This is a genomic window from Flavobacterium sp. B183 (assembly GCF_023539155.1).
In the GTDB taxonomy this organism is placed as follows: domain Bacteria; phylum Bacteroidota; class Bacteroidia; order Flavobacteriales; family Flavobacteriaceae; genus Flavobacterium; species Flavobacterium tructae.
This window is the reverse complement of the sequence record NZ_CP097434.1, coordinates 3,722,335-3,735,317: the sequence shown is the minus strand read 5'-3', so window position 1 is coordinate 3,735,317 and position 12,983 is coordinate 3,722,335. Positions and strand designations below refer to the sequence as shown.

General features: G+C 34.8%; 7 protein-coding genes. 3 read left to right on the top strand and 4 right to left on the bottom strand.

Going from position 1 to position 12,983, the window contains the following annotated elements; genetic code table 11:
* Positions 1–380: 380 nt before the first annotated feature.
* Positions 381–1,211: a restriction endonuclease gene (locus tag M4I44_RS15855; protein WP_017497195.1), complete on the top strand. Its 831-nt coding sequence runs from the start codon at positions 381–383 to the stop codon at positions 1,209–1,211.
* Position 1,212: 1 nt separating this feature from the next.
* The gene (locus tag M4I44_RS15850; RefSeq protein WP_249965319.1) at positions 1,213–2,568 is read left to right on the top strand and encodes an MBL fold metallo-hydrolase; all 1,356 of its coding nucleotides are present in this window, start codon (positions 1,213–1,215) and stop codon (positions 2,566–2,568) included.
* A 28-nt stretch (positions 2,569–2,596) separates the two neighbouring features.
* Here the strand turns inward: M4I44_RS15850 and M4I44_RS15845 are convergent, their stop codons facing one another.
* The 4 genes from M4I44_RS15845 to M4I44_RS15830 all read right to left on the bottom strand — a co-directional run bounded on the left by M4I44_RS15845 (position 2,597) and on the right by M4I44_RS15830 (position 11,549).
* The gene (locus M4I44_RS15845; RefSeq protein ID WP_249965318.1) at positions 2,597–3,484 is read right to left on the bottom strand and encodes a hypothetical protein; all 888 of its coding nucleotides are present in this window, start codon (positions 3,482–3,484) and stop codon (positions 2,597–2,599) included.
* A gap of 801 nt (positions 3,485–4,285) precedes the next feature.
* Positions 4,286–4,561 (bottom strand): hypothetical protein, encoded by a 276-nt coding sequence (locus tag M4I44_RS15840; protein ID WP_249965317.1) that lies wholly within the window; start codon positions 4,559–4,561, stop codon positions 4,286–4,288.
* A 4-nt stretch (positions 4,562–4,565) separates the two neighbouring features.
* Positions 4,566–8,159: a DUF6443 domain-containing protein gene (locus tag M4I44_RS15835; RefSeq protein ID WP_249965316.1), complete on the bottom strand. Its 3,594-nt coding sequence runs from the start codon at positions 8,157–8,159 to the stop codon at positions 4,566–4,568.
* Positions 8,160–8,171: 12 nt separating this feature from the next.
* Positions 8,172–11,549, bottom strand: coding sequence for a hypothetical protein (locus M4I44_RS15830; protein ID WP_249965315.1), 3,378 nt, complete (start codon positions 11,547–11,549; stop codon positions 8,172–8,174).
* 656 nt (positions 11,550–12,205) lie between these two features.
* Between M4I44_RS15830 and M4I44_RS15825 the strand changes: the two genes are divergently transcribed.
* Positions 12,206–12,913, top strand: a complete 708-nt coding sequence (locus tag M4I44_RS15825) for a Sir2 family NAD-dependent protein deacetylase (RefSeq protein WP_249965314.1) — start codon at positions 12,206–12,208, stop codon at positions 12,911–12,913.
* Positions 12,914–12,983: the final 70 nt, after the last annotated feature.

Genomic DNA, 12,983 nt, shown 5'->3' with positions numbered 1-12,983 from the left:
TATTGATAAAAAATATTTTTACGACGTTTGCTCACGATTTAAAAATTAGAGCGAAAATGCCGATTATCAAAAATATTTCCCGAAATTTGTTACTATAACAACTTTTTATATCGTGTAGTAAATCAACTGTTTATAGGGTTTTTGTTGAGTTTTATAAACAGAAAAAACGTGAGTAAAAATGGTTGTTTAGTTTAAAAAGACCAAATCTTCAAGAGCTGTATTTCGTAAGAATTATGAATAAATAATGCTCAAAATAGAGGTTTCCAGCCCCGGAAACTGGCGGTAGAAGCCAATACAAAAAGTTAGAATTGAATCACAGCTAATTGCTTACTGTTCTTTTGTATTCAAATAAAAACAGTTCTTAAAACTCATTATCTGTTATGAAAATCACGAAGCACTCGGGACACAAAGTTCCTTTCGACAAAGAAAAACTGAAGCTTTCCCTTAAAAAATCAGGAGCTGCTCCCGATGTTATAACAGAATCTATGATTCAGATCGAAAAGCAGATGTATGATGGTATTACCACCAAAGAAATCTATAAGATGGCATTTGCAATTTTAAAGAAAACCGCAAATGGATATGCCGCTCGTTACAATATCAGACAGGCTTTACAGATGCTTGGTCCTGCGGGGTTTTATTTTGAGAAATTCATTGCAAGATTATATGCCGCAGAAGGGTTTAAAGCCAAAATAAATCTAACGCTTCAGGGTAAATGCGTCTCGCATGAAGTAGACGTTGCTATCATGAAAGACGATGCGATAACGATGATAGAATGCAAGTTTCACGGAAGCAAAGATGGGGCTTCAGATGTAAAAGTCCCCATGTATATTCTTTCTCGTTTTAATGATCTAAGAGAAAAACGACATATTATTTTTTCTAATAATGAAACTTTCACATCCTGTATCATCGTAACCAACAATCGTTTTACCAAAGACGCGCAGGATTTTGCCAACTGTAGCGGAATTTCTCTTTTAAGCTGGGATTATCCGCCAGATAAAAATCTTAAAAATAAAATTGATAGGGGAGCGCTTTATCCTATTACCTGCCTGACAACACTATCAATGGTCGAAAAAGAAAAATTGCTTTTCCTTGATCAGATACTGGTAAAAGACCTTCTTGACGATCAGGAAGGACTAAAAAAAATTGGACTGAGTCCAAACCGAATCAAGAATATAGTACACGAAGCTTCACAAATCTGTAAACTTATCTAAGATGAAAGTAAAATTTATAGGAGGTGCAGGAACCGTTACAGGTTCAAAAACACTCATAGAAACACAAAACAGCAGGATATTAATTGATTGCGGACTTTTTCAGGGTATAAAAGCATTGAGAGAACTCAACTGGGATCCGTTACCTGTTTTACCTTCCACAATAGATTTTGTACTTCTGACACATGGTCATCTGGATCATTGCGGCTGGCTGCCCCGATTAGTAGCACAGGGTTTTAAAGGTAAAATATATTGTACCGCGCCAACCAAAGCTATAGCCAGACTAGTGCTTTTAGACAGTGCCAAAATTCAGGAAGAAGAAGCCGAAAGAGCCAACAAAGAAGAATACTCTAAACATGAACAGGCAGAACCGCTTTATACCGTAGAGCAGGCAGAAGCTGTTACTCCGTTTTTTAAAATAATAGCACCAAATACAGCAGTAGAGATTGCAGAGGGTATCACTGCCGTTTTTCAAAATGCGGGACATATTATTGGAGCGTGCAGTATTACAGTAAATGCCGAAGCTAAAACGTTAGTATTTTCGGGTGATATTGGACGTGATGATGATGTATTGATGTTTCCGCCAACCAAACCCGTAAAGGCCGATTATATTTTTCTGGAAAGTACCTATGGAAACAAACTGCATGCAGAGTTGGACGTAAAGAAAGAACTGGAAACACTTATCAATACAGCCATAGCAAAAAAAGAGACGGTAATCATACCTGGTTTTGCTGTCGAGCGGGTACAATCGGTTATGTTTTTATTGTGGAAGCTCAAAAAAGAAGGCAGAATTCCGGACGTTCCCTATATTCTCGATACTCCAATGGGGAGTAATGCGCTGCATGTATTCTTAGAAAACCTGCAATGGCATAAACTATCCGTCGAGGATTGCCACGAAATGTCTAAAATGTTCACTATAGTTTCAGAGTACGAAGAAACCATGCGGATTATAGAAAATCCCCAGCCTAAAGTGGTTCTCGCCGCTAGTGGTATGGCAACAGGAGGAAGGGTATTGTCGTATTTTGAACATTATATAAGTCTCGAAAAAACTACAGTGATTTTTGTGGGGTATCAGGCAGAAGGTACGCGCGGAAGAAAATTGCTTGAAGGCGCCAAAGAAATCAAAATATATGGGAACTATTATTCCGTAAGAGCAAAAATCTTTCAGATCGAAGGACTCTCCGCACATGGAGATCAAAAAGACCTGTTAAACTGGCTTTCTGCTCTCGAAAACACTCCGAAATGCGTTTTTCTTGTACACGGTGAAAACCTACCTGCCGATGAATTGCGTGTTAAAATCCAGAAGCAGTACCACTTTAAATGTACCGTTCCGTTAATGGGGAATGAAATGGAAATTTAGGATAGGTTTGTAACTTCTTCAAAAAAAGCTAGGGCCTATTGGTAAATATTATTTTATTCAGATCTATAGTATCAGGCTGTTGTACATTCATTTCGTATGATACTTCTATTTCATGTTCAGACAGAAATTCTATAGTTTTAGCACATCCGTGAGCGCATGATTCGACCTTAATTGGGAAGTATAATCTTTTATTCTTATCATATCCAATGAGGTTATGACGAAAGTAGGGAACAATTTTAAAATCTGCATTTTCAATGGCTCCATCATCATTTCCTCTTCCGTTAAATTGAAATAGATCCTCCGAATAATAAGTACTTTTCACAACAGCTGGATAAGATGATTTTCCATCTTCAGTATAATTGTCTTCGTACCATTTTTGTTCAAAATTCTTATAAAAGTTAATATCCTTTTCTTCTTCTGATGGACTATAAATCCATTTACTCTTATTTGCGAAGCGATATAGTTCATTTTTGATCGCGGTGTTGTGATCTAATTCTGTATTTTCTAAAAAATTTCCATCAACCGCATTATCAGATCTTAGAGTAGGTTCGCCTTCATATTTTAAGGTATAATACTTAAGAGTATTTAAGTTTAACATTATAAAACTCAAATATAAGCTATGATCTCCATTACCTAAAGGAGACTCCATTAATGCAAATAGAAAATAATCTGCATTTTTCACTTTTTTTCTTAAAAAGAGTTGTCTGTCTATAGTAACATGATTATAATCACTTATTAATAAGGTGTCATTTTGAATTAATTGTTGTGGTTTGTTTTTTTTATACTTTGAAACTAACAGTATGTTTTTATCTCCAACTAGTAAAAAGTTGTCATCTTCGCTAACTTCACTCCCGGATATTTTTACTATCTCGGTGTTCTCAACAGTATTAAAGGAAAATAGAGTTGTGGTTTTCACTCCTTTAATAGTATTGTCCTTACTATCAGATTGTAGATTCTTTAGGTTACTACTTTTATCAGAACTCTTATCCTCTTTCTTACAAGAATAAAAAATGACAAAAGACAAAAGAATTAAAATCAGTTTGCTCTTAATGGTATTCAATTAATTTTAAGTTTTAGTTTACAGGAAAGATAAAATTTATTTTGTCAATTTAATTTACAGGTTAAAAAATCTTTTCTAATTTGATCTTTTTAGATTATTCGTTTACTACGCAACAGGTATTACGCTAAACATTCATTTTTCTATATCATCCAGCTTTCCGAAGTGTTCAACTGAAAAGCTGCGCAAATGCCTCTGACTTTGCGCTTTTTTTACGCTAGTTGAATTATTAAAGTTCGTAAAAGTCTCCCGACTTTTTATACTTATTTCTTAATATTATTTTGATTCTTTCTTTTTTAGAAATTGTATCTAAGAAATTTAGTTTTAAAGATTGAGACTTTACGGTTTATGCGTTATAAACTAGACGTTTTCAAGTTGGCGCAAAGTCAGAGACATTTGCGCAGCGCTTGTGTGGCAGACTTCGCAGAGCGGAGGTAATTGTAGGCTAGATTATCGATGAGCTGGGCTTACTTTGCACTACATGAAAGAATTCGTGCGGGGTCTTCTTAAATTCTTAGTAACAAAAAAAGCGCAAAGTCAGAGGCATTTGCGCAGCTTTTTATAAGAAACTCTTTGTGGAGCGGGTTTCAGTTAGTTACGTGGTTTTATTCTAAAAACACCTAATCTGTAACATCGCCTTATTCTATTTTACAATTAATATTAATTAAAAATTAGAAATTCATCTATAAATTCTTTTTCTTCATTAATATACAATACATAATAACCAATAATTTTTTCTTCTGTTTTATTTTTTATTTCAATCTTTATTTCAAAACAAGGTGTTGGAATAAACAAATGGTCTATTAAGAATGAAATTGATTTATCAACCAAAATAACTTCATTATTTTGATATTCTTCTAAATCTATATTATAATAAAATTCAGTTGCAAGCTTATAAAATTCTTTTTTATTTATATTTTTCTCAAATAAATCCATTTAATCAATGTGTTAAAAGTTTATCAAATACAAACTGTCCGTTAGGCGATTGTTTACCATATATTCTTAAATCGCCTCCTTTGCCTAATATTTTAAGTTTATGGGTATATCCCGCACCTACAGCTTCTGCTTCAGAAGCTGTTAACCTAATAATTCCCTGTTTTCCAGTTGGAGCAACTACTCCTTTTCCCATCGCTGATGCAAATTTCTTCGCTACAGATGAATCTAATTTTGAAAACACTTTGCGTGCAATCCAGCCCGTCGCTTTAACTTCAGTACTAGGGTTTGAAGGTACTGGGAAAATAACTGTCATCGCAGTTAGCCAATTATCTCCCACTTCAATCATTAAATTTGTTGAATCATAAAAAAAGCCTCTATCTACTTCCATTTGATGAGCTTCTTCGTTACTTCTCGGAGCCATCCTAAAAATTGATTTCATCAAATCCCAGAAACTACTTGTCGTTGGCGGGTCTGGAGTACCACCTTGACTAGATTCACTTGCTTGTCCTGATTCTGTTGATTCATCACTGTTTACAGTTGCTCCGTTACTTCCTGATGCTGAACCATCATCATTAAAAGTCCATTTAGTATTCTTACTATCATCTGATTTTTTCATTAAATCATCAATAAATGACTTTGACAACATTCCATCAGGGTCAATAAAATAAACAGGATTATCAAGAGCATATGTGTATGGGTTAAATCTACGAGATTTCTCCGCCAGCGGGTCAATATTCATCCAACGACCAAGTGCTGGGTCATAATTCCTCGCTCCATAGTCGTAAAAGTTAAGTGCTAATTCGTCCTGAAGCTCTTTACCGTTGTATTTATATTTATTTTCTACACCAGTTTTAACATTATTATACCCTTCCTGTTTTAAACCAAACGGATAGTAATTGTTTTCTTCTTTAATGGCAAGTGTTTGATCATAGCTTAAACGAACATTCCCCAAATGATCTTTGTACTGAAAAATATATTTAAAAGAACTTCCAGAAGGTTCAACATACCCCTCGGCTGTTGGGAAAAACTTTAAAACACTATTGTCGTATTGATAGCCACCCAGATAATCGGTCGTTATAGCTGTTTTTCCTGTTTCGCTTACAATTTTCTGTAGTTTTTGTCCCGCAGCATTGTAAATATACACAATATTTCCTGTAGTGGCAAAGGTAACTTTTGTTGGTAAATTTAAATGGTTATAAGTAATAGCTGTGATGTTTTTATTGGTATCAGAGATCATGTTTCCATTAAGATCATACGAATAATCGTCACCTGTGTTACTTCCTTCTGTGAAACCTAAATTTTTAAGGCTGGAATCGGTTACTCTTACAAGCTGATTGCTTTTATTGTCATTGCTGTAATTGTAGACCAGATTATCGATGAGCTGGGCCGTTTCACTATTTCCGTTGCGATTAAGTCCGGTGATGTTTCCGTTTTTATCATACCATAAGTTCTCATTATAAGCATTGTTAACGGCACCGTTTTTTGCAGAAATACTTTCTTTTAAGCGGTTCAGTTTATCGTATTTATAACCGTAAGCTCTTAAAGTGCCATTGTCTGAATTGGTTGCCCACTGTGTCTCGGAGATGTTTCCGTTGTACAATCCTGAAACTCCGGTTACTCCCGTAGGAAGGTTGTAATTGATTTTAAAAGCAAACAAATCCTTCGGATTTATACCTTTTTGCAGATTATTAACATCATTAATACCTGTTAGCCATCCACGAGTATTATAGGTATAATCTATTTTTTGTACACCACCTACTTCTTTTGAAATTAATTGTCCAAGTTCGTCATAGGTATTATTTTGGATGGGTTCCGGTACCTGTCTTCCATAAATAAAATGCGCAAGTGTCAAAAGTCTATCCTGATCAGAGTAATAGTAAATTTCAGATGTTTTTAATTCTTCACTATCTTCAAAGAGTCTTTTATGTGTAGTGACATTGTGTTCCAATCGTCCTGAGAAAGGATCCAGCTTACTTTCAGTATAAGTATATCCTCCTAAGAAATTTTTTATATAAGACTTAACGGGTCTTGCTTTGGCGTCATAAAGTGTATATGTTTGTTCGTTTCTAGTAGTTGTACTAGTTTCTGGGACTCTTGCCCAAGTTCCTGTTTCAAGTCCTATTGGTTTAATACTAGTATTATAGTAAACTTCTTGATCTGTGATGTCATCAAGAGCAGTAGGGATAACTGGTGCATCAGGAAAACTATAATTGTCGTAATAATTAACTGTTAGAAGCTTAAATGAGGTAGGGGCTATTGTATTACTGTAATACACTGCAATACCGTCAATCGTTCCGGAGCTTTGTTTACTTTCATGCAAAACTGTGGCAGCATTCTGTGCGTCCTGCAATGTCTTTCGGGCTGTCGAAGTGGAAGCCTGATTGTTCCAGCCTGTATAAATTGGCCGGCTAAAAGCATCGTATTTGGTAATGAGCCAGCCTGCGGAAGTAATGTCTGAAAAAGGAGAATTAGCAGGTCCTGTAGCAACAGGTCTGTCTAGTTTGTCGTATATAATGAACTCCCATTGTTTACCCGGTAGTTTTTTCTCGACCAATCTGTTTCGGTAATCGTATTTGTACTGATAGCACAATTGATCTAAAATACCCTGAGTACCATTATCAATAACAGCGCTAAAAGTACTTCCTGTTTGAGCATGAAAGCCCGGAAGCAAGGTAATAGAATTTGAAGCTACTAAATTCAATGTGTTTCCTGAGGCCGTTTGGACTGTTGAAGTCACATTGGCCTGTACAGCCGATAAGTTTTCTATTAAGTCAACAGCTTTGGGTGGAATAACATACGTAAGATTCCCATAAATATCATAGACATAATAGGTATCATGTCTGACCTGAGCGTCATAGGTTCTTTTTAAAACTACCTGACCTTCTTTGTTTTTAAATTCTACCGTTGAGCCATTGATTTCAAGGGGGGTAGCTGCTGTATTCTCATCATAGGTAATGGTTTTATAAAGTTCGTTGGCCGTATAGTTTCCACTATTGACAAACGATATCGTATAAAGACCCGCTGCAGCATCCCAAGCAGTATTGGCTCTGAAGAGTTTTACTTCTCCTGCTGTATTGGTCTGGTAATCCATTTTGATTTCATGACCCGATCCTGATCGCCAGTCATTTCCCGGAGCAGCCTGTTTGAGGATTCGGTTCAAAGGAGAGGCTTCGAGTTCTTTTTGGCTAAAAGGATAACCCGTGGTTTCCAGAGCAGGATTACCATTAAGTACGGGATTAGGACTCCCGTAATAAGACATAGTATTTGCTTTTGCAGCAGGATCAAAAGCCATGCTGGAAGATTCGGATTTGAAAGGCAGGTATTCTTGAGTTTGTCTTCCAAAACTGTCATATTCGATGTGGGTGATGATATCCTTACCTGAACTGGACTGTTGTGAGGCAACTTGCTGGATAGGTCTTCCGAGTCCGTCAAAATAAGTAACGTTTTGCGAAGCTTGTGCAGTTGTTGGAACAGTCGGCAGATTTGCTTCTGCAAAAGGTTGTTTATAGGTGGTGGTTTTGATGTAATTTTGAGTTGTGGTCTGTCCAATGGCCATAACAGGAAACAAAACCAAAAGGAATTTAAGTCTGTTTTTCATGATACTTTTGGTTTATGGTTTGTAGTTGTATTGGTTTTCTGAAAGGATCTTATCATTTTTATCTTTTACATATTTAAGTCTATTTAAACTATCATAAGTATAGATGATTTTATCCCCTTTAGGATCGGTGATGGTACTTACACCAACCAATGGAATATGAGTATAAGTGGTAATCATGGTATTGGCTAGCGAAGGATCATTTCGAAGTGCATTTAATGCAGATAACAAAGAAGTTTCACTTCCTGTCGCTGAAGATGCGGTTTCGATTGCCGATATTAAATTTGCCGGAATATCAATACTAGCAGCGTTTTCTATTTTTGCAACAATCTGAGTTTTGTTATATCCCCATATTACTCTGATATTAGATGCAGTATTTATTAAACGGGGTACAGCATTGTCTACCGAAATAACTCCTGTATTGATAATATTACCCAATTCATCATAACTGTAATACATTGTTTTTTCTAAAGCATTATTTCCTTTGCTTTTATAAAAAAAATGAGGTTTAAAGTTGTCAGAAACAGAAGTAAAATCATATTTGAACTGATCCGTAATTTCACCATTTGTTTTATTTACAACTTTTACCAAAGGCGAAATATTGTTTTTATTGATCATTTCCAGTGAAACGGCATCACTAAAATCATAAGGATAGAAGAGTTCATTGTTAACAATATGATTTGAATTAAAGGAAGTCGTGATTTTCTTTTGTTTGAAATGTGCATTATATTCAATAGTAGTATTTTTTTCTAATGGCTGACTACTATAATACTCCGTTGTTTTTTTATTGTACATAAATCTTTCTACATCAAACTCTTTATAAACTTTAAAATAAAAAAAGTCATTGAGGGTATATGGCAAAACAGGTTGTGACCCGTCAATAAGCCTCACTTTATAGGCCATCTTTAAACTTTTTGGGTAATTTGGATTGTTGATAACATCAGTTGGCTGATAGTTAGTATTATCAGTATCAAAATACAAATTGGTTTCTTCGGTTAGTTTTTTACTTGTAGTGGTAATATCATTATTAGAATAAATTGTTTTTACGTCTTCTATCCCAATACTTAAATCAGTACCGGTTGGTATAGAAGGATAGTCCGTTGCTTTTATTAACGGATTAACATACTTCGTTTCTTTATAACCTTGCGGATAAAGTGTTGTTCTGGTTCCATATACTCCGGGTAAATAGGAGTATACTGGTGAGTTGTCCCAGTTTGAATTAAAGTTACCGCCACAATTTCTGCAAAGAAATTTTGCTGGTTTAATCGTTTCAGATTTTATTGGAAACTCTTTTATCGAAAGATAGCCTACAGGAGAATTGTTTTGCATCGATAAATTGTGAGATTTAGAGCTTACCGTCATTACATTAGGAATAACAGGTAGTACAAACTGGCCACTATCTGCACAACAAGTTTCTTTCGACATCATTTTATCAGATAAAGACGAGTGCATAAAGGTAGTAGCGCTGGAAGTACCATCAGAATTTGTATAATCGAAGTTTTTGGCTATTGGCTCTCCATTTAAGGGGGAATCTATAATTTTACTAACTCGGATTCCTCCAATTGCAGCTGTTGGCTTGTATTGTACGAACTGTGCAACTGTAGCATCATAAAAATTAAGACTAATAGAAGCTTTGACGTTTTGAGTTCGATTATAATCTGTTTTAAATTTAAATTCGTAAGTCCCTGCAGGAATTCTAAATTTCCCTCCACTGTCTTTGCTTGATTCACAATTATTAAAGCTCAAACAATTACTGTCGTGCTGAGCCATCTCATTTAGTTGTGTTGAAACTAATGGTGTTTCACTTCCACTAATAATTCGGGATCGTTCAATCAGTAAATAATAGGGAGTTGTAGTGTCGTCACCGGTATTTCCACCTGAAATTTTTCGGATGCTTAAATTAACATAATTTATATTTTCTATGTAATGGCTTAGAGTCGCGGTCACATCAGTATCAAAAGTTTTGGTATATATATCCTCTTTTGTTGGGGGAGCGTCCGGTAAAAAATCAGATTTAAATTTCAAATTGATACCAACATTTGGTTCGTCGCTGCCATTACCATAAGTACCAGCTGTCGAATTTTGTTCATAGTATATATTGGTTCGGCCTCCCGTTTGATATTTTATTTCTCTTAAAGCTCCTTTTAGACTATAACCGAAGTTTGGCTTTTTATCGGCATTGTAATTAGTTCCAGAGACAAAAATCGGGTAAAGATTATTAGCGCCATTTGCAAAACCGTACTCATCCTGATTAGTAGGGTGAGTATAAATAGAATTTGTAAAGTCAGGTAAATCTCTGTCATAGTAATCAAATTCATAGAGAAATTGACTGTTTTTTGTAATCTTATCTAAGAGATTTCTTCTGCCGGAATAAGTAAAATCGTATAAGTGTACACTTTTGTTGTTCAGGTCTTTTACATTCAATTGATTGTAAACTTCCTGATTGTTTAGCGTGATATAATTAAAACTGATATTGAAATTAGGAGAGGTAATCGACTTTAAAATCCTTCTTTTTATAATATCACTGGTGCAGCCTTGGTTGTATACATCAGTTATTGCAGGGACACGGTTTCTTATTTCAACACTTGCATAAAAACTATACGTTTTAAAATCATCGAGATCATAAGTAAAATTGATTTCCTGACCATTATTCACTCTAATTTTTGACAGTTGCCAGCCTGAAGTATAAGAAGGGAAACCTTCTTCAAAAAAAGAGCTGTATCCCTGAAACGGTTCGTTAATTTCTTTTTGATCAAAAAAGTACTGGTTTGCACTGGCATCAGTTACGATAAAACCTTCAATAATCTGATTGTTAGTTGAATTTCGTATTATTTGTATTTTGTTGTCGTGTTTAGATAAAAAAGCAGCAGTACCATCTATTCCAATTTTGAAAGAAAAATGAATACCATTTACACTTACACTATATCGATCTGCCTCGGAATCATAGTAGCCTGAAGTTATCTTTTTAGCATTGTCGTAGCTAATGGAAGTATTGTTAATATAGTTATTTACAATTTCTTTAACAGCACTGTTATTATAGCCGCGAGGATGTTCATCAGGTAAACCTCTGACTTCTCTGGAAACAACTCCTCCTAAATTGAATTGCCAGCCAAGCCCGATTATAGATGGAGTCTCCTCTAGTTTGTTTCCGGCATAGTTGTAACTTAGTTGAATAGGGAGATTGAAATCACCAACTTTGCCATTAAATAGGGAAATGTTTTTTTCTAATCTGCCGTAAAACAAATTTACAGGGATCTCTTCATAAGTTCCCAATCGCGCTGCTTCAGGTGAAACGGGAAAAGTTAATAAATTAGATGATAAATTAGTTTGCTGGGCATGTACAGCAGTGTAAAAGATTAAAAAGAGTAGAAGTTCTATTGTTTTTTTGTTCATTTTCTTTTTTTAGTTTGGTGATTGTTATGTCAATAAAAAGATATTTTCTTGGTGATTTTTGCGGTAGGATGCAGAAATGTAATTCTGCGTTAGGACAGGTTAGGGCATTACTACTGTTTTAAATTTTAATAATTTGAACGGTACAATCTTACAAAATATTTAGTTAAAATAGTAAGGTAATTATGTTATTATTTAGCACTAGTTAAGAATCAGTTTTCCTGTTATGCGATGCATTTTCTTGTTGTTTGAGTAAGGTGTTTATTTACAGTGAATTAAGCTTTTTTTAGTTGTTTTCAGCTTACTGTTCTCCTGAAAATTAAAATGGACCAGTGTCAGAAATCATCCTATCCGAAAAAAACGTTTCTCTACCGATGAAACTTTAGAAGTAGACGAAGATTTTAGTACACCGTGAATTAAGATTATGAGGTTCTATTTGCTTTTCTGAGTAAAATGGCTAAGATGACTATAAAACTAAAATCTTGAGGAGTGACCAAATAGAATTGCTTTAGTTGTCAATTGATGGCAGAGAATTTTAAGCATTTTTGTAGAAAAACAAGGTTCTATTTGTCTATTTCGAAAAGAAAAAAGAAAAGTAAAATAACCTATTTTCGTACAGGTAAATTAACTCCCGAAATTTTAGAGAAAGAAGTTAAAAAATGAAAGAACAACTTACTGAAATCATAAGTCAGGTTTATCATAAAAGCAATAGAAATGGATTTACATTTTTAACAGGAGCAGGAATTTCCGCCGAAAGTGGAATACCAACTTATAGAGGAGCAGACGGGATATGGGTAAAAGGAACTCAATTTCATAAACCGGAAGAGTTTGGAACTTTTAAATACTTCAAGGAAAATCCTGAAGAGGTTTGGCAGTATTCATTGTTTAGAAAAAAGATGTTTGAAAACGCTCAGACCAATGAGAGTCACCATGAAATAGTAAAAATTGAAAACCTTCTGCAAGACAGATTCCATTTGATAACACAAAATATAGACAACCTGCACAGACGTGCCGGTACAGAAAGAATCTATGAAATACACGGAAAAACCAGAGAAATTAAATGTTCGAACGGCTGTAAGGAAATAGAAAAATTGCCTATAGAAGTCAAAGGAAAAAATATAGACGAAGATTTGACAAAAGAAGATATAGAATTGCTTAAATGCAAACAATGTGGCAGTTGGATGAGACCCAATATTTTGTGGTTTGATGAGTATTACGACGAAAAAACAAACAAAAAATTCAGTTCCTTAAAAAATTGCCAAGAATTCTGGTATTCTTTTTATTGTTGGAACATCCGGAGCGACAAATCTGCCGATGGCTATTGCAGAAACTACCTTGAAATACGGAGGAACAATAGTCGATATTAATACCGAGGATAATTTATTCACGGAACGTATTAAAGAGAAGAAAAATAAAATAATCATTCGCGAAACTTCT

What these genes read in the sequence shown, in the direction of transcription:
- M4I44_RS15835 (WP_249965316.1), bottom strand. Translation starts at nt 8,159, where the DNA reads ATGAAAAACAGACTTAAATTCCTTTTGGTTTTGTTTCCTGTTATGGCC.
- M4I44_RS15830 (WP_249965315.1), bottom strand. Translation starts at nt 11,549, where the DNA reads ATGAACAAAAAAACAATAGAACTTCTACTCTTTTTAATCTTTTACACT.
- M4I44_RS15850 (WP_249965319.1), top strand. Translation starts at nt 1,213, where the DNA reads ATGAAAGTAAAATTTATAGGAGGTGCAGGAACCGTTACAGGTTCAAAA.
- M4I44_RS15855 (WP_017497195.1), top strand. Translation starts at nt 381, where the DNA reads ATGAAAATCACGAAGCACTCGGGACACAAAGTTCCTTTCGACAAAGAA.
- M4I44_RS15825 (WP_249965314.1), top strand. Translation starts at nt 12,206, where the DNA reads ATGAAAGAACAACTTACTGAAATCATAAGTCAGGTTTATCATAAAAGC.
- M4I44_RS15840 (WP_249965317.1), bottom strand. Translation starts at nt 4,561, where the DNA reads ATGGATTTATTTGAGAAAAATATAAATAAAAAAGAATTTTATAAGCTT.